15 protein-coding genes and 1 tRNA gene are annotated in these 21682 nt (G+C 61.3%); 9 read left to right on the forward strand and 7 right to left on the reverse strand.

Going from position 1 to position 21682, the window contains the following annotated elements; all coding sequences use genetic code 11:
• The first annotated feature begins 262 nt into the window (after positions 1 to 262).
• From BR41_RS13255 to BR41_RS13270, 4 genes are all read left to right on the forward strand, one after another.
• Positions 263 to 3388 carry an Rne/Rng family ribonuclease gene (locus tag BR41_RS13255; protein WP_084187153.1) on the forward strand — a complete coding sequence of 1042 codons (3126 nt, stop codon included), beginning with the start codon at positions 263 to 265 and terminating at the stop codon, positions 3386 to 3388.
• 217 nt (positions 3389 to 3605) lie between these two features.
• Entirely contained in the window at positions 3606 to 4418 is an 813-nt protein-coding gene (locus tag BR41_RS13260) for an HDOD domain-containing protein (protein WP_035057463.1), read from the forward strand.
• Positions 4419 to 4603: 185 nt separating this feature from the next.
• Positions 4604 to 5359: a basic amino acid ABC transporter substrate-binding protein gene (locus BR41_RS13265; protein ID WP_156970688.1), complete on the forward strand. Its 756-nt coding sequence runs from the start codon at positions 4604 to 4606 to the stop codon at positions 5357 to 5359.
• A gap of 126 nt (positions 5360 to 5485) precedes the next feature.
• Positions 5486 to 6286 carry an amino acid ABC transporter permease gene (locus tag BR41_RS13270; protein WP_051710907.1) on the forward strand — a complete coding sequence of 267 codons (801 nt, stop codon included), beginning with the start codon at positions 5486 to 5488 and terminating at the stop codon, positions 6284 to 6286.
• Positions 6287 to 6389: 103 nt separating this feature from the next.
• Here BR41_RS13270 and BR41_RS13275 read toward each other — a convergent pair whose 3' ends face one another.
• From BR41_RS13275 to rlmD, 3 genes are all read right to left on the reverse strand, one after another.
• On the reverse strand, positions 6390 to 7640 hold the full coding sequence (locus BR41_RS13275; RefSeq protein WP_035057684.1) for a DUF3443 domain-containing protein: 1251 nt from the start codon (positions 7638 to 7640) through the stop codon (positions 6390 to 6392).
• Positions 7641 to 7648: 8 nt separating this feature from the next.
• The gene (locus tag BR41_RS13280; protein WP_035057465.1) at positions 7649 to 8095 is read right to left on the reverse strand and encodes a DUF2844 domain-containing protein; all 447 of its coding nucleotides are present in this window, start codon (positions 8093 to 8095) and stop codon (positions 7649 to 7651) included.
• A 128-nt stretch (positions 8096 to 8223) separates the two neighbouring features.
• A complete protein-coding gene (gene rlmD / locus BR41_RS13285; RefSeq protein ID WP_035057467.1) occupies positions 8224 to 9525 on the reverse strand; it encodes a 23S rRNA (uracil(1939)-C(5))-methyltransferase RlmD in 1302 nt (433 codons plus the stop codon).
• Positions 9526 to 9737: 212 nt separating this feature from the next.
• Here rlmD and BR41_RS23000 point away from each other — a divergent pair, with 212 nt between their 5' ends.
• Complete coding sequence (locus BR41_RS23000; protein ID WP_051710912.1) at positions 9738 to 12386, forward strand: hybrid sensor histidine kinase/response regulator; 2649 nt, start codon at positions 9738 to 9740, stop codon at positions 12384 to 12386.
• Positions 12383 to 13297, forward strand: a complete 915-nt coding sequence (locus BR41_RS13295) for a ChbG/HpnK family deacetylase (RefSeq protein WP_035057470.1) — start codon at positions 12383 to 12385, stop codon at positions 13295 to 13297. The genes BR41_RS23000 and BR41_RS13295 overlap by 4 nt, the downstream gene beginning before the upstream one ends.
• Before the next feature lie 143 nt (positions 13298 to 13440).
• On the opposite strand, the gene nadC is transcribed toward BR41_RS13295, so the two are convergent.
• From nadC to BR41_RS13315, 4 genes are all read right to left on the reverse strand, one after another.
• Positions 13441 to 14295, reverse strand: a complete 855-nt coding sequence (nadC, locus tag BR41_RS13300; RefSeq protein ID WP_035057472.1) for a carboxylating nicotinate-nucleotide diphosphorylase — start codon at positions 14293 to 14295, stop codon at positions 13441 to 13443.
• A 42-nt stretch (positions 14296 to 14337) separates the two neighbouring features.
• Positions 14338 to 15699 (reverse strand): phosphomannomutase/phosphoglucomutase, encoded by a 1362-nt coding sequence (locus tag BR41_RS13305; protein WP_373278347.1) that lies wholly within the window; start codon positions 15697 to 15699, stop codon positions 14338 to 14340.
• A gap of 18 nt (positions 15700 to 15717) precedes the next feature.
• Positions 15718 to 16650, reverse strand: a complete 933-nt coding sequence (locus tag BR41_RS13310) for a YheT family hydrolase (protein WP_245615891.1) — start codon at positions 16648 to 16650, stop codon at positions 15718 to 15720.
• A 264-nt stretch (positions 16651 to 16914) separates the two neighbouring features.
• Positions 16915 to 18519 (reverse strand): ABC-F family ATPase, encoded by a 1605-nt coding sequence (locus BR41_RS13315; protein WP_035057478.1) that lies wholly within the window; start codon positions 18517 to 18519, stop codon positions 16915 to 16917.
• Positions 18520 to 18603: 84 nt separating this feature from the next.
• Between BR41_RS13315 and BR41_RS13320 the strand changes: the two genes are divergently transcribed.
• From BR41_RS13320 to BR41_RS13330, 3 genes are all read left to right on the forward strand, one after another.
• Positions 18604 to 19779, forward strand: coding sequence for a pyridoxal phosphate-dependent aminotransferase (locus BR41_RS13320; RefSeq protein ID WP_035057480.1), 1176 nt, complete (start codon positions 18604 to 18606; stop codon positions 19777 to 19779).
• 115 nt (positions 19780 to 19894) lie between these two features.
• Positions 19895 to 21436, forward strand: a complete 1542-nt coding sequence (locus BR41_RS13325; RefSeq protein WP_035057482.1) for a cyclic-di-GMP receptor FimW-related protein — start codon at positions 19895 to 19897, stop codon at positions 21434 to 21436.
• 53 nt (positions 21437 to 21489) lie between these two features.
• A tRNA-Ser gene (locus tag BR41_RS13330) sits at positions 21490 to 21579 on the forward strand.
• Positions 21580 to 21682: the final 103 nt, after the last annotated feature.

A 21682-nucleotide genomic window follows, 5' to 3' on the forward strand; every position in this document is an offset into this window, starting at 1 on the left:
TCGACCATACAACGCACTCAATCGGCTCTCCCTGCCTTGCCGTGTTTCAGGTTGCTGGATAGCAACTGGACCGGCGGGGCGGTCAAATGGCCCCTACGGCCTCGGCTTCAATCCATACAAGGATGTATACACTCGCGAACCCTACCGAATCCTGATTCGTCATTTTCGTCGCGCCGGCTTGTCCGTCGCGCATCGTGACCCGATTGGGTAGCTATCGCCCGTGCCGAGTCGCCCTGCCGTGTGAGTGCGTGCAGGAGCCTACATGAAACGCATGCTGTTTAACGCCACGCAAGCTGAAGAGCTACGCGTGGCGATTGTCGACGGTCAGAAGTTGATCGACCTCGACATCGAAACCGTTGGCAAAGAACAACGGAAGTCCAATATCTACAAGGGTGTCATCACCCGCGTCGAGCCGAGTCTTGAAGCGTGCTTCGTTGACTACGGCTGCGAGCGCCACGGTTTCCTGCCCTTCAAGGAAATCGCCCGCTCCTATCTCGGCGAAGACGGCGGCCGCGGCCGCGTTGCCGACTCCCTGCGCGAAGGCCTGGAAGTCATCGTCCAGGTTGAAAAGGATGAACGCGGCAACAAAGGCGCCGCGCTCACCACCTATATCAGCCTCGCCGGCCGCTACCTCGTCCTGATGCCGAACAACCCGCGTGGCGGTGGTGTTTCCCGCCGTATCGAGGGTGACGAGCGCCAGGAACTGCGCGCCGCCATGGATCAGCTCGAAACGCCAACCGGCATGAGCCTGATCGCCCGCACTGCCGCCATCGGCCGTGAAGTCGAAGAACTGCAGTGGGATTTGAACTACCTGCTGCAACTGTGGCGCGCCATCGAAGGTGCAGCCACCGGCCAGACCGGCGCTTTCCTGATTTATCAAGAATCCAGCCTCGTCATCCGCGCCATCCGCGATTACTTCCAGCCGGATATCGGTGAGCTGCTGATCGACAAGGTCGACATCTACGAGCAAGCCCGCCAGTTCATGAGCCACGTGATGCCGGGCAACGTGAACCGCGTGAAGATCTATCAGGATGACGTGCCGCTGTTCTCGCGCTTCCAGATCGAACACCAGATCGAAACCGCTTTTGCACGTGAAGTGTCGCTGCCCTCCGGCGGCGCCATCGTCATCGACAAGACCGAAGCGCTGTACTCGATCGACGTCAACTCGGCGCGCGCCACCAAGGGTTCCGATATCGAGGAAACCGCAGCGCGCACCAACCTGGAAGCGGCGGATGAAATCGCCCGCCAGATGCGTCTGCGTGACGTCGGCGGCCTGATCGTCATCGACTTCATCGACATGGAAAACCCGAAGAACCAGCGGGAAGTCGAAAACCGTCTGCGTGAAGCGCTGCATCACGACCGCGCTCGCGTCCAGACCGGCAAGATTTCGCGCTTTGGTTTGATGGAACTGTCGCGCCAGCGCCTGCAGCCGTCGCTGGAAGAAACCAGCCACATCGCCTGCCCGCGCTGCCATGGCACCGGCTTCATCCGTGGCACCGAATCGTCCGCCCTGCACATCCTGCGGATCATTCAAGAAGAAGCCATGAAGGAAAACACCGGCGCGATTCACGCGCAGGTGCCGGTTGAAGTTGCCACCTTCCTGCTCAACGAGAAGCGCAACGAGCTGTTCTCGCTGGAAGCCCGCCTCAAGGTCAGCGTCGTACTGATCCCGAACATTCATCTCGAAACGCCGAACTACAGCGTAACCCGCTTGCGTCATGACGATCTGAACCAGATCGAGGACGTACTGCCGTCGTACCGCATGGTCGAAGCGCCGCCGGAAGAAAGCTATCAGCCGGGCAAGGCCAAGGAAGAGATGGCCAAGCGTCCGGAAGCGGCCGTCAAGGGCATCACCCCGGCACAACCTGCGCCGATCCGCGAGGAAAAGCCGATTGCAGTCGCCAAGGCTGAGCCGAGCGAATCGCTGTGGGGCAAGATCGTCAGCTGGTTCCGTGGCACATCGGAAGCCGCGCCGGCACCGGTCGAACAACCGAAGCGCAACGAGCGCCCGCGTGGCGACGGTCGCCGTGATGGCCGTCGTGACGGCAATCGTGGAGAGGGTCGAGGTGAAGGCCGCGGTGATGGCCGTCGCGACCGTAACGAACAACGCGGCGATCGTGCCGAACGCCCTCAAGGCGAGCGCAATGAAAACCGTCGTGGCAGCAAGCCGCGCATCGAGGAAGATCAAGCCGCCCGCGCCGAACGCCAGCAGAGCCGTGATCGTGACCGCAACGAGCGGCAGGAACGCCAGCCGCGTGGTCAGCAAGCCGAGCGCCAGCCAGTAGAAGCGCAGCAGTCTGATCGCCCGCAAGCCGAGCGCCCGCAAGGGGAACGTAGCGAGCAGCAGCCACGCGCCGAACGTCAACCGCGCCAACCCCGTCAGCCCCGCGAACCGCGTGAGCCGCGTGAACAACGCCCGGTCGAGGCGCTGGAATCGCAAGTGCTTGAGCCGGTCGTCAACGCGGAAGGCGTAACGATCGAAGGCGCTCCGGTTGCACCGGCCGCGGAAGGTGGCGAAGGCCGTACCCGCCGCCGTCGTGGTCGTCGTGGTGGTCGTGGCGAACGCAACGAGTCCGTGAACGTTGAGGAAGGCACTGTCGACCAAGCCGAGCAGCAAGGCGAGCAAGCCCCTGCGGCTGCGCCGACTGTTGCTGCTGAACCGGTAGCCGTGGTCGCATCGCCTGCTGTCGAACCAGCGCCAGTTGCACCGCCAGCAGTCGAGTTGGCCCCGGTCGTAGCCGTCGCAGCAGTGGCAGTTGCAGCTGAAGCTGTCGTCGCCCAAGTGATCGAGCCGCAACAGGCTGTAGAAACGGTCGCTGAAGTCGTACCGCAAGCCGCTCCGGTTGCCCCCAAGGCAGTCGAAGCAGCGCCGGTCGAAGTCGCTGCTGTCGAACCAGCGCCGGTTGCAGCTGAAGTAGCTGCACCAGTTAAGGTTGAAGCACCGGTTGTCGTTGAAGCGCCAGTTGCTGCCCCAGTTGCTGTCGAAGCAGTCGCAGTCGTCGAAGAAGCCAAGCCGGCACAACCAGCACAAGCTGCCCTGCCCCTGGAAGCGCCAGTAGCAGCACCCGCTGCCCCGGCCCTGAAAGTGGCAACGCCGGAAGAAGCTGGCCTCGTCATGGTGGCAACACGTGCTGATGCCGCTCAGCCGGTCGTGGCAGAAGAAGTTGCAGCGCCGGCACGCCGCCGTCGTCGCGATAGCCAGAAGACCGCATCGGCAGCCAACGAAGCAGTTGAGCTGGTCATGGTCGAGACCGTCAACACTGCGTCGTCAGCCCCGGCTGAAGCAGTCGAAGTGCCGGCTCGCACCAGCCGTCGCGATGTCGCCCACGCCACCAACGCCGGCAGCGCTGCCGAGCCGCTGGTTCAAGTGGAAACACGCGATAAGTAAGTGACTGCACTCAGTCGCAGCAATAGAAAGCCGCTCTGTCATGGAGCGGCTTTTTTCTGGCCCACGTCATGGCAAAACACGCGCTGACAGCAGCTGAATGACCACATTCGCCACATTGTTTACGCGTGTGTTTGGCGCAGCCCGGGTTGCTGATCTAGCATGGTTTGTGCAGTGCACAGCTTCGAATAACACTGCCGTGAAAGGGGAGACAACAAGCATGAAACTCGAAGATATTTTCGAACAGACACACAAGCTGCCGACGATTCCAAAGGTTGTGCAGGAATTGATCGACAGCTTCAGCCGCGAAGACGTCGATATCGAATCGGTCGCACGCAAGATTTCGCTGGATCAGGTGATCACCGCCAAGGTGCTGCGCCTGGCCAATTCCGCGCACTTCGGCGCATCCCGTCTGGTGGGGTCAGTCAACGAAGCAGTCATCGTGCTCGGCTTCAACACCGTGCGTACGCTGGTGGTCGCGTCTGGCGTGACTGGCGCCTTTGTCGCCACGCCGGGGTTTGATCGCAAAGGCTTCTGGCAGCGCAGTTTCAAGGTTGCCAGCACCGCCAAGCACCTGGCCCGCCTCGCCCGCTTCAACCCGGAAATGGCCTTCGTGTGCGGCATGATCCACAACATCGGCGAAATGATGATTCATATCGTGGCGCCGGAAATCGCCGTGAAAATCGACCGCTATGTGGAAAGCGGTGGCAATCGCATCCTGCTGGAAGACAACAACATCGGCTTTGATTACGTAATGGTCGGCGAGGAACTCACCCGCCGCTGGAATTTCCCGGACGAGATTCAGTCGGCGGTCAAATACCAGAACAATCCGCAAGATCAACCCACGCTGACCAAGCTGACCGCCATCCTGTATACGGCGCTTTATCTGGTGGACCAGGAGGAAGATGAGATCAATTTGAGCGAGCTGCCGGCCAGCATTCTCGAAGCCTTGAATGCCACGCCGGAACAGATCGCGGAACGCTGGGAAACATCGAAATCCGAGCCCAGCGGGCTGGAAGAAATCGTGCTTTGATCCGTACCGATATAGCAATCCGGGCATACCCGTTATAACCATACAGCCGCCTAGGGTTTATCCCAATTGTGACCCCATACAGCGGTCCCTACCCTGCGTTCGGGCTGTAAGGTGGCTGTAGCATGTTTGCCACCTTCGCCGTGAACTCAATATCCAGAATTTCAACCTCGAGGGGATTTACCACCATGAAGCTGCGTCAACTCGGCCTCTTGGCCAGTGCATTCTGCGCCGCCGTACTCGCCACTAGCCCGGCCTTTGCCGCCGGCAAGCCGCTGCAAGTTGCAACCGATGCAGCCTATGCACCGTTCGAATCACAGAACGAGAAGAAGGAAATCGTCGGTTTCGATGTTGACGTCCTCACCGCCGTTGCCAAGAAGGCCGGCATTGAAGTGAAATTCATCAATACCCCGTGGGAAGGCATTTTCGCAGCGCTGGGCACGGGTGATCGCGATATCGTCGCCTCCGCCGTCACCATCACCGACGAGCGCAAGCAAACTATGGACTTCACCGAGCCCTACTTCGAAGCCAAGCAGCTGATCGCCATCGGCCCGAAGAGCAAGCTGGCCAAGTTCACCGACCTCAAGGACAAGAAGGTCGGCGTGCAAACCGGCACCACTGGTGATGAAGTGGTGCAAAAACTGCTGGGCAAGACCAACCCGAACATCAAGCGCTTCGAATCGACGCCGCTGGCCCTCAAAGAGCTGCAGAACGGCGGCGTTGACGCGGTAGTGGCCGACAACGGCGTGATCATCAACTTCGTTGCCAACAACAAGAGCGACAAGCTCAAGACCATCGATGATCCGACCTTCGCCAAGGAGTACTATGGCTTCGCGCTGAAGAAGGGCAACAAGGCGCTGGTCGAGAAGCTGAACAAGGGCATCGCAGCCATCAAGGCCGACGGCACCTACGACAAGATTTACAAGAAGTATTTCGGCAACTAAGCCAGACTTGATGTCCGATGAGAGAAGCGCAGACCGATCGCGGTTTGCGCTTCTTTTCTTGTTGGCGTCGTCGGCGACCCCCAACTTGCAAGCCTGCTTGCAATCAATTTTGAAAAAGAAATAAAGATGGATTTCATCCAATTCTGGACCAGCGTGCAGCACGCGGTTCCCTTGCTCGATCACTTCCAGCTGCAGATCATCTGGGAGTACCGGGAACTCTTCGTCAGCGGCATGAAGATGACGCTGGCCATTACCGTGATCGCCGTGGTGTTCGGTACGCTGATCGGCCTGATGATGGGCATGGCTCGCTTGGCGGAAGTCCGACACGGCCCGTGGAAATACCCGCTGATCGTCTTTGTCCGCTGGCCCGCCACCGCCTACGTGACCTTCTTTCGCGGCACACCGCTGTTCGTACAAATCCTGTTGATCCACTTCGCCTTGATGCCGGTGCTGGTCCATCCGGATGACGGTCTGTTGATCAGCGGCGACCTCGCCATCACGTTGCGCCAGGATTACGGCGCGTTCATGTCTGGCCTTGTCGCGCTCACGCTCAATGCCGGCGCATACATCACCGAAATCTTCCGGGCCGGCATCCAGTCGATCGCCAAGGGCCAGTTCGAAGCCAGCCGCTCGCTCGGCATGAACTACTGGCAAACCATGCGCTGCATCATCGTGCCGCAGGCATTCCGCCGCATGCTGCCGCCGCTCGGCAACGAAGCCATCATGCTGCTGAAAGACAGCTCGCTGGTCTCCGCCATCGGCCTGGCCGAATTGGCCTATGCAGCGCGCACCGTCGCTGGCGCGTATTCGCGCTATTGGGAGCCGTATCTGACCATCTCCTTCCTTTACCTGATCCTCACGCTACTCATGGCCAGCGGTGTGAGCCGGTTGGAGAAGCGCTTCAAGGCCAGCGGCGGGATTCATTGATTGCATCCGTTGCATGAGCCAATGGAGCAGCAAAAACGGCGGGATTTCCCCGCCGTTTTTTATTGCCTCAACACCGTCAAACGCAATCCATCTCGATCTATCTTCAATAGGCGAAATAAGGCCCCGTCTGCCCGCCGGCCATTCTGCCATTCAGCGCGGTGTAGACATTGCGCCCAAAGAAAAACGGCAAGCCCCAATCGAATTCACCGGCCAGTGGCCCGCCCAGGTTATTGAAAGCGGTGTTATTTGGGATGCTAAGCAAACTCACAAAATTCCCCACACTGAAATTCACCGGATTCGTGACCGCATTGGCCCCCAGCATCGTCGCCGACACGCTTTGGGTGCCGCTCGGGCAATACCATTCGCTATTGGGTGAAGCGCATACCGTCATGCTGCTGGGGAAGAACAGGCCGTTGGAGCCGCTATCGATAAAGCTGGTTGAGTAGTTCGTACCGTTGAAAAGGGTTGAAATCAAACCGGAGCCATTGGTCGTCAGCACCTTGGCATTGCCAAGTGCATTATTGGTCCGTGTGCCAATCCCAAACACCAGGGAACCCACCACATTGCTGGCCCCGCTCGCCGGCACCGCAGGCAGCCACAGCAGAACGCCATTGTTATCGGTGGCGAACTGCGCCACCGGGTTGATGATCTGCTTGGAGATGGGCACCTGTGCCACTTGGCAGGTCGACGACGTCGGGCAGTAGTAATAACCGCCGCCATTGGTCGGGCTCAGCGGTGTGGTGGCGCAGGCAGGGCAATCTTCGGCAAACAAGCCAACGCCCAAGACCCCGTTTACGCCAAATGCGGCCACCGAGTTGAGCGGCGTCCCCCCTGCGGCAGAGCACGCACTGGGAATGCTGGCGTAATTCTGGTCACCAATGATCTGGATCGGCAAGTTGCTGGCTTGCTCACCCGCCATGATCACGTCTGCCGTGCGCACGGAACCCCAGGTAAAGCCGGAACCGAACTGGGCGCACTCCGCCAGCGGCGAGTTGCCGCCGTTCGTGGCACCAGTCTGCTGGGGTAATGCAGACAGTGGCAAGGCATTGAACGTGGATGCCATGATGCGCAGACCATAAGACCCCGTATCGACCAACAGATGATCGATGGTCTGGCAGGTGTTGGTGCCCGGCTGGCAAATCGTGACCGAAGCAAACGGCCCGTTGACGTAATCGGCATTGGGGCCGCTATCGACAACGACCGACAAGACGTTCGGCCCGCCCGGCGGCGCAGTCGGGACAACCGTTGGGACTGGCGTCGGGGTTGGCGTGGTCGACGATCCACCACCGCCCCCACCGCACGCGGCCAACACAACGCAGATGGCGATAAGCCCGCTCAAGAATAATTTATGCATGAGGGCGCTCATCGCAGCGTTTCCGGATCGACGCCTTGCGGCACCAGTTGCGGCACATAGGCCCGGCCGCTCAGCGCGCCCATGTGGCCGCCCGATTGCAGCACCAGCCCGGATTGCTGCAGCCGTACCGGCCCGCGTCGGTGTGGCAGCTGATTGGCATTGGCGAACGAGGGAAAATAGCTGCCGAGCAGCTGCTGCATATCCGGCCGGGTCGGCCCTTGCCAGGTCACGGCAAAGACCACACCAGTGGATGACAGATACTCACGAATGATCTGACCGGAGCTGGTCTGGGTTTCTTGCACGCTGTATGGGGCAGCGCTGCCCGTTGCAGTGCTTCCTGCGCTACTCAGTACGCGGGCACTGCCCTGCACTGGCGATGCCTGCTGGCCCAAGGTGGCCCAGCACGGCAGACAACTGGCACAGAGCAACAAGGCCAGCCCAAGCGATTGCTTCATCACGCGGCGACTCCAGATTTGGCGAGACACCCGGCCATGTCGACCGGGTGATCCTTGCTTAACGCCATCAGGATATTCTACGCCGACCGGCCAGTGCACTCCGGCCTCAATCTCACCTCAGTCCCGGCTCAATCCTTCTCGAACAAGGCAATGCTTTCGACGTGCGCCGTATGCGGGAACATATTGATCACGCCAGCGGACTTCATCGTGTAGCCCTTCACATTCACCAGCACGTTGGCATCGCGCGCCAGAGTCGACGGGCTGCAAGACACGTAGACGATCCGCTTCGGGCCGTGCTCGATGCTGATCGACTTCACCAGCTCCATCGCGCCATCACGCGGTGGATCGATCAGCATCTTGTCGAACGAGCCAAGCTTGCTCAGCCATTCCTCGGTCATCTCGAACAGGTTCGCCACGGCAAAGTCGGTCAGATGATCCAGATCGTTATGCTTCGCGCCTTCAAACGCCCGCTCCACCAACTGCTTGCTGCCCTCCATGCCCAGCACCTTCGCGCCGCGACGCGCGATCGGCAGCGTGAAGTTGCCCAGGCCACAGAACATGTCGGCAATAGTCTCGCCCGGTTGCGGGTCCAGCAGATTGATGGCGCGCTCGACCATCACACGGTTCACCGCATGGTTCACCTGGGTGAACTCGGTCGGCTTGAACGGCATTTCGATACCGAATTCCGGCAGCACATAGGTCAGCGCCGGGGCATCGAGCGGATACAGCGGATAGGCGGTATCCGGGCCTTTCGGCTGCAACCAGATCTGCACGTTCCATTTGTCCGCATACGCCTTGAACAAGGCTTCGTCCGCCGCGTTGATGGCTTCCATATTGCGGAACACCAGCACGGTGACGTTCTCGCCAATGGCCAGCTCGATCTGCGGCATGCGGTCGAAAATCGACAGGCTTTTCACCAGCTCGCGCATGGCCGGCAACTGATCGGAAATCGCCTTGGGCATCACGCGGCATTCGGTCATGTCGGCAATGAAGCTGGAACGCTTTTCATGAAAGCCGACCAGCACGGTGCCCTTCTTTGCCACGTTACGGGCCGACAGCCGCGCCCGGTGGCGATAGCCCCATTCGGGGCCGTAGATGGCCGGTAGCATTGCATCCGGCTTCACGCTGCCGATGCGCTGCAGGTTGTCTTCCAGCACACGTTGCTTGGCCGCCACCTGAGCGGAAAACTCCATGTGCTGGATCGAACAGCCGCCGCACACGCCAAAGTGCGGGCACTTGGGCTGGGTGCGCATGAAGCTTTCGGTGTGGATTTCCATCGCCTGCGCGTTTTCGAACGCCGGCTTCTTGCGGTAGCTGCTATAGGTGACAGACTCGAACGGCAGTGCGCCGTCGATGAAGATAACCTTGCCGTCCACGTGGGCGACGCCGTGGCCTTCGTAGTCCAGCGATTCGATCTGAGCAATGGGCATGTTGCGAAAAATTCAGTAAAAACGGGCAATTATACGCGGCTATGCCCTATGCAGTTGTCTCGTGGCGTGCGCCCGCCCTGCCGACTGACAATCGGGGCCGGGCAGGCCCCGCAGGCATGGCAACTTGCTTATCACTTACCTAAGATGATCAGGTTTCCCCATCATTTAGAGCCCGCCCCCACCTTGTCACCGCTCGTTCCCTCAGGGCCGCCATGACCGAGTTCGCCCAGTTACACCACCTTGCCGTTCCGCAAGTGCCGGATGCATCCTGGCTGCATCTGGAACAATGGGTGCTGAACACCGATTGGGACCGGTTCTGCCTGGAACTCACCAGCCGCACCCTGAGCGTGTTTCAAGCCCGGCGCGTGTTCCTGTTGTTGCCGGAGGGCGATCAGCTCCTGATCCACGCCCAAGCGGTCAACGGCCAGCGCGCGCTCACCTTTGCCGAGGCACAGAACCCGGCCAACTTCTTTGGGCTTGCCCTCGCCGAGCTGGAACGCCAGCTGCGTGAGCCGGCGCTCTCCATCCAGCCGGTCGATTACTCGCCGCACGAGATTTGGGACGACCAGAACGAAGCAACGGTGACGTTGTATCGGGTCATCCTGCCGCTGCTGCAAAACAAGCAGCTGATCGGCCTGCTCTACATCGAATTCGGCGATCTCGATCATGTGAGTAATCTGCTCGATTCACCGGCATTCCGGCTCGAATGCGACACCGTCGCCATGCTGCTGGCCGAACGCCGCGAGGCCACGCGCCAAGGCCGCGTCAACTCGCCGGACGAAATCACCGAGCGCCTGCGCGCCAGCCTGCTGCATGCCGAAGAAGACCGGGCACAGCTGCAGAAGCTGCATCAGGTCACGCTCAAACTGACCGAAGCCACTGATCTGGATACGCTCTACCGGCTTGGCGTGACCATGGCGCTGTCTGAACTCGATATCGACCGCATGGGCATCTTCGAGATCGATGTCGACCAGAACGAAATGCGCGGCACCTGGGGCACCGACAACAACGGCGAGCTGACCGACGAACACTGGTTCAAGAGCCCGTTGCCGGTGCACTCGATGTTCGAGGAAAGCGTCAAGCGACCGGGCGAGGTCATCGTCAACGAAGATGCGGCCCTCTACTACAACAAGGTCGTGGTCGGACGCGGCTGGAATGCCATGGTCAGCCTGTGGATGGATGACAAGATGGTCGGCTGGATCGCGGCCGACAACTTTCTGCGCCGCCGGCCGCTGCAACCGTCGCAACGCGAAATGCTGCGGCTGTTTGCCGCCATCCTGGCGCAGCTGATCCGGGTGAAGCGGATCAATCAGGAAATCCGCGCGCTCAACCAAGAGCTGGCCGCCGCCCGCGATGCGGCCGAAGAAGCCAGCCGCGCCAAGAGCGAATTCCTCGCCACCATCAGCCACGAAATCCGCACGCCACTCAACGGCGTACTCGGCTTCGTACAGCTACTGCGCAATACGCCGCTGGACGACGAGCAAACCGAATACGTCGCCACCATTGCCTATTCGGGCGATACGCTGCTGTCGCTCATCAACGACCTGCTGGATTTCTCCAAGATCGAAGCCGGCAAGTTCGTGCTGGAAAACCAGCCGTTCGATCTACGCGTGGCAGCAGCCGAAGCCTGCGCCATGCTCGGCGCACGCGCAGCGGAAAAACGCCTTTCGCTCAAGCTCGTGATCGACCCCGCCTGCCCGACCGGTTACAACGGCGATGCGATGCGGCTCAAGCAGATTCTGGTCAATCTGATCGGCAATGCGCTCAAATTCACCGAAGCCGGCGAAGTGCGGGTCTCGCTGGAAGCCCACGCGAATGGAGATCAACAGGGCGTACGCATTGCGGTGGCCGATACCGGCATCGGCATCGCGCCGGACAAGCTCGACCAGCTGTTCCAGCGCTTCTACCAAGTCGACTCAAGCTCGACGCGTCGTTATGGCGGCACCGGTCTCGGGCTGGCCATCTGCAAATTGCTGGTCGAACAAATGAACGGCGAGATCGGCGTGATCCCGACCCCGGCGCAAGGCACCACGTTCTGGTTCACGCTCCCCGCCAATCCAGCCGATGCGGGGGACACCTGGGCCAAGCACTGGCAATCCAGGCCGGAAGAACTCGCCACACTGACTGGCCGCAAGCTGGCCTGGGTAGCCGCCAGCCCCTATCGCACCGAAATCGAGCAAGGTCTCGCCGACTGCGGAATCCAATGGGTGGAACCGGACGATGCCGAGCTGCTGCTGTGCAACGACGCCCCCATCGATGCCGGCGATGCGGCCCGGCTGATCCTGAGCTGGGATGTGCAGCATGACCTGCCCCCACGCACGGCGGCCGTCAAACTGCCACTGATCACCTTGCACCCGTTGGTGCATCAACTGGTTCGCCTGCTCGCACCACTGCCGGATCAAGTACGGCTGGCGCACACCATCGCCGTCATCGGCCACCGTCGCCGCGTGCTGCTGGCGGAAGACAGCCTGATCAACCAGCGCGTCCTCAGTTATTTCCTGACCAAACAAGGTTTTGACGTGGTGGTGGCAAATGATGGGCTCGAAGCCATCGACTGCGCCGCGCATCAGGATTTCGATCTGGTCTTGATGGATTGGCAGATGCCACGGCTCGACGGGCTCGAAGCGGCACGCCTGCTGCGTCAGGATGTGCGGACCAGCCGCTGGCCCATCATCGCCCTCACCGCCAACGCCAGTGCCGACAGCGAAGCACTGTGCCTGGAAGCCGGCATGAATGCCTTCATCCCCAAACCGGTCGACCTGGCCAAGCTGGATGCGATGATCCAGTTCTGGTTGCCACCGCTGCCGACCGATCCGCCCCAAACACCTTCAATCACCTCGCCCACCGAGCCAACTCAATGACCCGCCCCCTGCACGAACGCCTTGGCTATGCCGCCCACGACCGCCTGCTGATCTTGCATGCCGACGATGTCGGTGTGTGTGAATCCTCGGTCAGCGCATGGCGCGAACTGGTCGACTTCGGCCTGCTGACCTCCGCCTCCACCATGGCCCCCTGCGGCTGGTTTCCCGCTGCGGCCGCACTGGCGCGTGAGCTCGGCCCCCGTGCCGATCTTGGCTTGCACTTCACCCTCAACAGCGAGCGCGAGCTGTATCGCTGGGGACCGATCACCGGCAATGATCCGGAAAGCGGTCTGGTCGATGCCGATGGCTACTTTCATCCACGCGCCAAGCCGACGCACCAGCACGCCAAACCCGTCGCCGTGCGCCGCGAGCTGGAAGCGCAGATTGCCCGCGCAACCCGAGTCGGCGGAGCCGGTCTCGACCTCACCCATTTCGACAGTCACATGCTGACGCTCTGGCACCCGGCGCTGATGCCGATCTTTATCGAACTCGCCGTCCAGCATGCGCAGCCAGCATTGATTCCACGCTACAACGCAGCGCAAATCGCCGCGCAATGCGTGCTGGATATCGAAGCCGCCACCCAGATCGAAACGCAAATCCTCGCTGCCGAAGCTGCCGGCCAGGTGCTGTTGATCGAAAGCTGGGAGGTATTGCCGTTTAACCGCTATACCGATTTTCCGGAGCGGCTGGACTGGGCCTGCAATTACCTCGACACCCTTGGCGCAGGCGTGCATTGCCTGGTCGGCCACCCAGCCAACGACACGCCCGAGCTGCGCGCCTTTGCGCCTGACTGGCCCACCCGCACCGGCGACCGCGCGCTACTTGGCAGCGACGAACTGCGCGAGGCCATCACCGAGCGCGGTTTCAAATTGATCGGCATGCGGGAGATTCGGGATTTGCTGCGGGGTTGATTGGTACGTTTGGATGCAGCTACGTAGCTTGGACGGCTTGGCCTGCCGGAGCAATGATGCTGGCAGCCACTTATCGGGGCTAGCGCTACTATCCCCCCTCCCCCAGCCCCTCTCCCACAAGTGGGAGAGGGGAGCGTGTAGGCTCACCGCTCAACGCTGAACCGCATCGACAAATCCACCGCCTGTACGTCCTTGGTCAGCTTGCCGACCGAGATGCGGTCCACGCCGGTTTCCGCAATCGCCCGCAAGGTCGAGAAATCCACGCCACCGGAAGCCTCCAGCAGCGCCCGACCAGCGGTACGCGCAACGGCTTCGCGCAGCATGTCGAGGCTGAAATTATCCAGCAGCACGGCGGGCGCACCAGCAGACAGCGCCTCCTCCAGCTCGACCAGACTTTCGACTTCGATCTGCAAGGAAACATGGCTGGGGGCCAGCGCACGGGCCGCGCCCAATGCGGCCTTGATGCCGCCTGCCGCCATGATGTGGTTTTCCTTGATCAGGATGCCGTCATAAAGGCCAATGCGCTGGTTGGCGCCACTACCAACCGTAACCGCGTATTTCTGCGCTCGCCGCAGGCCCGGCAAGGTCTTGCGGGTATCAAGCACCTTGGCCTTGGTGCCGGCCACTACATCCGCATAACGCTGCGTGCAGGTCGCGACCGCCGACAGCAGTTGCAGAAAATTCAGCGCGCTACGCTCAGCCGTCAACAAGGCCCGCGCCGGGCCGGTGATCTCGCACAGCACGGTATCGGCAGCGACATGCGCGCCCTCCTGCACCTGCCAGTGGATCACGGCGTTTGGATCGACCTGGCGGAATACCTCGTTGAACCAGGGCTGACCGCAGATCACCGCGTCTTCACGCACGATCACCGTAGCGCGGCCCGCTTCGTCGGCGGGGATCAGGCGCGCCGTCCAATCGGCATCGCCGATGTCCTCGGCCAAGGCAGCAGCGACATTGGCAGCGATCAGGTGCTGCGGGGGGAGAATGGCTTGGGGCATGGTCAAATCCCGGATTGGATCGAATGGTTCACAGAGGGGTGGCTAACGGATTTCAAACGGCGGCAGCACCAGCGGTGCAATGGCTGCGGCAAGTTCGGCGCGAATGCGTGCCAGCGCGGCAGCATTGTCGGCCTCCAGCCGGAGCGTGAGCAAGGGTTGCGTGTTCGAGGCGCGGATCAGGCTGAACCCGTCGGCGTATTCGATGCGCAGGCCGTCGATGGCGGCCAAGCGCTGCGCGGTCGGGAACACGGCAGCTGCTGCGATCTGCGCCACCAGCGTGTGACCATCCGCGACGGGAATCTGCAACTCCGGCGAGGCCAGCGGCGTCGGCATGGCCGCCAGTTCCGCATCCAGATCGGCGTCTGCTGCCAACAGCCGCAACAGCTTGGCTCCGGCATACAAGGCATCGTCCACGCCCCAGCCGCCAAACGCGAAATGGCCAGACAGCTCGCCAGCGACGATGGCCCCCGTTTCCTTCAAGCGCTTTTTCATATGGCTGTGGCCGGTCGGAATCGCCTCGCAGCTGCCACCGTGCTGCATCACCCAAGCGGCCACGGCGCGACTGGATTTGACGTCGTACAGCACGTGGCCGCCTTCGTGCTCGGCCAGTTCGGCAGCGGCGAACAGCATCAACAGGCGATCACCAGGGATGGTCGCGCCGCGCTTCGTGACCACGCCGAGCCGATCCCCATCGCCATCGAATGCCAGCCCGATATGTGCTTTGTTCGCCGCCACCGCCGCTTTCAGATCAACGAGATTAGCTTCGTCCTGCGGATCGGGATGGTGATGCGGGAAATGACCATCGACCTCGCAATACAGCTCGATCACCTCGCAGCCCATGCGGCGATACAGTTCCGGCGCAAAAGCACCGGCAACGCCGCTGCCGCAATCGATCACGATTTTGAGCGGCCGTGCCAAGGGCAAACGGCTGGCGACGGCGGCGAGGTATTCATCGGCAATGGCCAGTGGCCGGATTCGCCCGTTGCCATCGCAAAAATAATCCGCTTCGATCCGGTCGCGCAGCGCCAGCAAGGCCTCGCCGCCCAGCGCGACACCGCCGAGCATGATCTTGATGCCGTTGTAATCGGGCGGGTTGTGGCTGCCGGTAATGACCGCACCGCAGCCATTGGCGGCGTGGTTGGCGGCGAAATACAGCAATGGCGTGGCGGCCAAACCGATATCCAGCACATCTACGCCGGACTCGGTCACGCCACGCGCCAGCGCGGCAGCCAGATCGGGGCTGGACAGGCGACCATCGCGGCCAATGGCCAGTTGCGCGAAGCCACGCGCCTGGGCCTCGCTACCAAGCGCCCGACCGATCAGGTAGGCAGCGCCAGGCGTCAGCAGATCGGTTTTGGCCCGGACGTCATAGGCTTTGAAAATACTGGCGGGAATGCGGGCGATCTGAGCCATGTTGCGGTGTCACCTCGGGCCGGGCGCATAGTGCAAAAAGAAGCGACTGAGCACATCCGGCAACCAGCCCAGCTTGCCCGGCGGCAGGCCGGTGACGAAGCCGACATGGCCGCCCTCTTTCGGCTGGATCAGCGTGACCCAGTCCGACACGTCCTCACGCTTGGGCAGGCTGGCTTCGGGAATGAACGGGTCGTTCCTGGCGTTGATGATCAACGTCGGCACGGCAATGTGCTTGAGCACCGGGAAGGCACCGGCGGTATCCCAGTAGTGATCGACGCTCTTGAAACCATGCAGCGGCGCGGTGACGAGGTCGTCGAACTCGCGCAAAGTCCGCACGCGCTTGACACGGGCGGGGTCGATGAAGGGGTTGCCGGTGACCTTGAGCTTGAGCAGCGTTTTGCGCTTGAGCGTGCGCAGGAATTCGCGCGTGTAGATATGGCGATTGACGCCAACATCGAGCGCCCGGCCGCATTCGGCCAGATTCAACGGCGCGCAGATGACCGCCGCCCCGCTCACCACTTCCGCCGCTTTTTCGCCTTGCTCGCCCAGCCATTTGGCCAATGCATTGCCACCGAGCGAAACGCCAACCGCGAACAAGGGCGAATCGGGATTGAAGTCACGGATGCGCCGCAGAATCCAGTCGATCTCGGCGCTATCACCGGCGTGATAAGCCCGTGGCAGGCGATTCGATACGCTGCCGCAGCCCCGAAAATGCGGGATCGCGCTGCGCCAGCCACGCGGATAGAAATGCTGGCTGATCGAGAGGGAGTAATGGCTTTTCGAGCCGCCCTCCAGACCGTGGAACAGCACGACAATGGGTGTGCCGACCCGGCCATCGACCCAATCGACCACGATGCTATCCAGATCAGGCGTCACCCAGCTTTCGCGCCGGTAGCGCATTTGGCGCTGCCATAGGAACAACGCAGGGAAAAGCGTTTGCATGTGCCCGCCGGGCAACCAGGCTGGCGCGTGATAGGGGGGCAGGTCGAGATGGCGTTCGCGATGCATGGCGGAAGGCTAGGTTTTTTCTAGAGGTCACACAAGGTTCACAAACAAGAAAGGCCACCAGAGGGTGGCCTTTCCGCACAGCGATGCTGTAGTTGATCCTGTAGGGCGGGTTAGCGGCTTGCCGCGTAACCCGCCGCATGTCGGCGAAACCACAGCGTCGTCCGGCGGGTTACGGCATACGCCTAACCCGCCCTACATTTATTCCACGCCCTTGCTGGCCAGATAGTCTTCATAACCACCAAGGAAGTGCTCATACGAACCATCGCCATGCAGTTCCAGAATCTGCGTCGCCAGCGAGGACACGAACACGCGGTCGTGCGAGACGAAGATCAGCGTGCCCTTGTACAGATCCAGCGCCAGGTTCAGCGACTCGATGGATTCCATATCCATGTGGTTGGTCGGTTCATCCATGATCAGGACGTTCGGCTTTTCCAGGATCAGCTTGCCGTACAGCATGCGGCCCTTCTCGCCGCCAGACAGTACCTTGACCGACTTCTTCACGTCGTCGCCGCCGAACAGCAAGCGGCCGAGGATGCCGCGAATCACCTGATCATCGTCACCCGGCTGGCTCCATTGCTTCATCCAGTCGAACAGCGTCTGGTCTTTTTCGAAGTCCGCTTCGTGATCCTGCGCGAAGTAACCAGGCTCTGCCTTGTCGGCCCATTTGATCGTACCGGCATCCGGCTTGAGCTCGTCCACCAGCAGCTTCATCAGCGTCGATTTACCGACGCCGTTGCCGCCGATCACCGCCAGCTTCTGGCCGGCTTCAAAAATCAGGTTGAGGCTCTGGATCAGCGGTTTATCGAACGACTTGGACAGATTGGCCGCCTCGAAAGCCGCGCGGTGCAGCTTCTGCTTGTCGTCCATATCGAAGCGGATATACGGGTTCTGCCGGGACGACGGCTTCACCTCGATCATGTTGTCCTTGATCTTGTCCGCCAGCTTCAGGCGCGACGTGGCCTGACGGCTCTTGGACTTGTTGGCAGCGAAGCGCGCGGCAAACGCCTGCAGCTCGGCGACCTTTTCCTTGGCCTTGCTGTTGTCGGTCAGCAGGCGCTCGCGGGCCTGGGTGGACGCCAGCATGTAGTCGTCGTAATTACCCGGATAAATACGGATTTCGCCGTAATCAACGTCGGCAACGTGGGTGCAGACCTGATTCAGGAAGTGACGATCGTGGGAAATGATCAGCATGGTCGAGTTGCGCTGATTCAGCGTTTCTTCCAACCAGCGGATCGTGTTGATGTCCAGGTTATTGGTCGGTTCGTCCAGCAGCAGCACATCGGGATTGGAGTACAGCGCTTGCGCCAGCAGCACCCGCAGTTTCCAGCCCGGCGCCACATCGCTCATCGGGCCATTGTGCAATTCGATGGGGATACCGGCCCCCAGCAGCAGTGCGCCAGCGCGGGCTTCGGCAGTGTAGCCGTCGAATTCGGCCACTTTGCCTTCCAGCTCGGCGGCACGCATGTAGTCGTCTTCGGTCGCTTCGAGGTTGGCGTAGATCGCGTCACGCTCGTGAATCGCCGCCCACAGCTCGGTGTGGCCTTGCATCACCACGTCGATCACGCGTTGCTCTTCGTAGGCGAACTGATCCTGCTTCAACTTACCCAGGCGCACGCCCGGATCGAGGCTGACGTTGCCGCCGCTCGGCTCCAGATCGCCGCCGAGAATCTTCATGAAAGTGGATTTACCGCAGCCGTTGGCGCCGATCAGGCCGTAACGGTTGCCGTCGCCAAACTTGACGTTGACCTTTTCAAACAGCGGCTTGGCGCCAAACTGCATCGTGATGTTGGAGGTACTGATCATGATCTTAAATATCCTTCGCGCCCAACCCAGCGCGATGCCGGGTGCAGCTAAAATGCCAAAATTCGAATCGCCGGATTCTATCACATGCCCCACCCCCGCCCTGCCCCGCTTCTGGCCTCGCGGCTAACAAAAATCGAACCGTTTCATGTGATGCGCATTCTGGCCGATGCCCAGGCGCTGGAAGCCGCCGGCCACGACGTGATCCACCTCGAAGTCGGCGAGCCGGATTTCCCCACCCCGCCCCCCATCATCGACGCCGGCATCCGCGCGCTGGCCGAGCACAAAACCTTCTACACCGGTGCTTGTGGCCTGCCACAGCTGCGCGCCGCCATCGCCGGCTTTTACGTCAGCCGCTTCGGCCTGCAGATCGACCCGGCCCGCATCATCGTCACGCCCGGCGCATCCGGCGCACTGCAATTGATCCTGGCACTGCTGGTCGGCCGGGATGACGAAGTGCTGCTGGCCGACCCCGGCTACCCCTGCAACCGGCATCTGGTCAGCCTGTTCGAAGGCCAGCCGGTGAACGTGCCCTGCGGGCCGGAGACGCGTTATCAGCTCACCGCGCCCTTGCTGGAAGCGCACTGGTCGCCCCGCACCGTGGCCGCACTGGTCGCCAGCCCGGCCAATCCGACCGGCACCTTGCTGGAATTGCCCGAACTCAAAGCGCTGGCCGATGCGGCAAACCGACATGGCGGCAACCTGATCGTCGACGAAATCTATCAAGGTCTTGTGTACGGCCGGCCGCATGAAACGGTGCTGTCGGTCACGGATGACGTGTTCGTGGTGAACAGTTTCTCCAAGTTCTTCCAGATGACGGGCTGGCGCTTGGGTTGGCTGGTCGCGCCCGAATGGGCGGTTGCTGATCTGGAAAAGCTGGCGCAGAACATCTTCCTCGCACCACCCACGCCATCCCAACATGCCGCCCTCGCGGCGTTCGAGCCGGCCACACTCGCCATTCTGGAAACACGCCGGCAAGAGCTGCAAACGCGGCGAGATGCGCTAGCCGCAGGGCTGGTCGAACTGGGGTTCGAGCTATCCGCCGTGGGCGATGGCGCGTTCTACCTGTGGGCCGATGCCCGCCGCTTCACCACCGACGCCGTCCAATTCGCCGAACAGTTGCTGCACGAAGAAGCCGTGGCCGTCACGCCGGGGGTCGACTTCGGTCAAGCGGAGACAATGCTGCGCTTTGCCTATACCCAAACACAGCCGCGTATCGAAGAAGCACTGGCCAGAATCAGCCGCTTCATTAGTCAACACTGATCCAGCCCGCCGTCCATCCTGAAATTGCGGCCTGCGGCAGCTTTGCCTAAGCTGGGAACAGCGAGTTCACTTACAATTCGCGCCTAATAAGAAATACTCTCAGGGACGGAAACCCATGTTTGACTTCAAGGGCTTGGTTGGCGCTTTGTTCAGCCGACGTGACCAGGAAGGCGTCTACGACTTCAAATCTGCCACGGTCATGATGCAGGAGCTGCCTGAGAGCGACATCCTGCAAGCGCAGATCGAGATCGTCAAAGCCCTCCGGCAACTCAACACCAACCCCAAGATCAGCCTGAAGGAACGCCTGAAAACCGTCCCTTACCTCGACGAAAAAGCCCGCACGCTGCAGCAATACCTGGTCGACGTCTATCAAGGCAAGGTGATGGACGAGCACATCGGCCCGCCGCACGTGCTGCCCACCCTGCTGGCGTTCTGGAGCGAAATGGGCGATGCCTACCGGATCACCCTCAAGCAAGCCCAGCAAACCAGCAACAAGCCGCTCGACAAGACCCTGCACCTGTTCATCCTGCGCGGCCTGATCTACTTCGGCCAGCAAGCCAAATGGGCCTGGCTGCGCTACATGGAGCTGGACACCAAGATCTGGCGCAACCTGAACCGCCTCTATCTGCTCGCCGAACAGCAAGGCTGCGCCGCCACGCCAATGCAACCGTATGGCGATGCCGAAATCACCGAAATACGCCGCGAATACATCCAGACGCAAATGCTCGCGCTGGCCAACCCGGAAAAGATGCACCAGGCGCAAATCGACCTTGTCGCGCAGTGGCTCAAGCGCTGGGCCAGCCGCATCGAACTCGAAGTCCAGATCAAACCGAACCGGCAGCTGTTCGCCATCAATATCGCCGGCTCCACCCCGCCCAAGCGCCTGCGGCGCGACATGGTCGGCGAAAACTGGCGCTACTGGACTACCGAACCGCTGGTGCAGCACATCCACGAAGTATTCGAGCAGATCAGCGTCAGCGACGCCGCGCCAGCCGCCCACGGCCTGCCGGAAGAATCGACCACCCCGGCCAACCTCGACCTGATGCAAACGCTGATGTCGCTCTGGTCGCGCGATTCCCCCGCCCCGGTCCGCAAGTTCGAGCGACGCAGCGCCAAGAAATCCATCCACGTCGTGCGTGGGCTGGACGACGTGCTGCAGTTCCTGCGCGGCGAGCGGCTCAGCCACGAATCCGCGCAGCGCGCCGCCGTCGACGCCGGCCGTTGGGAGCTGGAAAACGAAAGCGCCGGCGGCGTTGGCGTCGTGTACCAGACCAGCCGCGACGACAAATTGCACGTCGGCGAAATTCTTGGGCTTTCCGGCATCGGCAGCCATCCCTTCACCATCGGCATGGTCCGCCGGATCACCAAAACACCCGATTCGCTCGTTCACATCGGCATTGAAACGCTGACGCAAACACCCGTCGTGGTCGAACTGACCCCGCTGGGCAGCACCCGCAGCTTTCTCGGTCTCTACTCGCCCGATGCCACCTCGAACGCCCGCGGCCGCTTCCTGGTGATGCCGCAAGCCTTCTTCGCCGACAACCGCGAATTCCGCCTGTCCGCACAAGGCAAAACATATCGGATTCGCCTCTCCAACCCGCTGGAGCACACCAACACCTGCGCCCTCACCCGCTTCGCCGTGCTGGAAAAGCTGTAGCGCACAACAGGGACGAGACGCAACGACAACGGTTTGCTACAATCTCGGCCTTCGGAAGCGTGGCTGAGCGGTTTAAGGCAGCGGTCTTGAAAACCGTCGGGGATTCACGTCCCCCGTGAGTTCGAATCTCACCGCTTCCGCCAAATGCAAAAAACCCGACCAGCTCATGCTGGTCGGGTTTTCTTTTGCGCCGCATTTTTGTTCCATCCCGATCGTTCCATCCCGCTATGACGGTGGGCATGACCC

It is taken from the genome of Andreprevotia chitinilytica DSM 18519 (genome assembly GCF_000711875.1).
In the GTDB taxonomy this organism is placed as follows: domain Bacteria; phylum Pseudomonadota; class Gammaproteobacteria; order Burkholderiales; family Chitinibacteraceae; genus Andreprevotia; species Andreprevotia chitinilytica.

Coding starts and splice junctions, on each gene's coding strand:
- BR41_RS13275 (WP_035057684.1), bottom strand. CDS start 7,640: ATGCATAAATTATTCTTGAGCGGGCTTATCGCCATCTGCGTTGTGTTG.
- BR41_RS13310 (WP_245615891.1), bottom strand. CDS start 16,650: ATGCAAACGCTTTTCCCTGCGTTGTTCCTATGGCAGCGCCAAATGCGC.
- nadC (WP_035057472.1), bottom strand. CDS start 14,295: ATGCCCCAAGCCATTCTCCCCCCGCAGCACCTGATCGCTGCCAATGTC.
- BR41_RS13265 (WP_156970688.1), top strand. CDS start 4,604: ATGAAGCTGCGTCAACTCGGCCTCTTGGCCAGTGCATTCTGCGCCGCC.
- BR41_RS13270 (WP_051710907.1), top strand. CDS start 5,486: ATGGATTTCATCCAATTCTGGACCAGCGTGCAGCACGCGGTTCCCTTG.
- BR41_RS23000 (WP_051710912.1), top strand. CDS start 9,738: ATGACCGAGTTCGCCCAGTTACACCACCTTGCCGTTCCGCAAGTGCCG.
- BR41_RS13260 (WP_035057463.1), top strand. CDS start 3,606: ATGAAACTCGAAGATATTTTCGAACAGACACACAAGCTGCCGACGATT.
- BR41_RS13315 (WP_035057478.1), bottom strand. CDS start 18,519: ATGATCAGTACCTCCAACATCACGATGCAGTTTGGCGCCAAGCCGCTG.
- BR41_RS13255 (WP_084187153.1), top strand. CDS start 263: ATGAAACGCATGCTGTTTAACGCCACGCAAGCTGAAGAGCTACGCGTG.
- BR41_RS13295 (WP_035057470.1), top strand. CDS start 12,383: ATGACCCGCCCCCTGCACGAACGCCTTGGCTATGCCGCCCACGACCGC.
- BR41_RS13325 (WP_035057482.1), top strand. CDS start 19,895: ATGTTTGACTTCAAGGGCTTGGTTGGCGCTTTGTTCAGCCGACGTGAC.
- rlmD (WP_035057467.1), bottom strand. CDS start 9,525: ATGCCCATTGCTCAGATCGAATCGCTGGACTACGAAGGCCACGGCGTC.
- BR41_RS13280 (WP_035057465.1), bottom strand. CDS start 8,095: ATGAAGCAATCGCTTGGGCTGGCCTTGTTGCTCTGTGCCAGTTGTCTG.
- BR41_RS13320 (WP_035057480.1), top strand. CDS start 18,604: ATGCCCCACCCCCGCCCTGCCCCGCTTCTGGCCTCGCGGCTAACAAAA.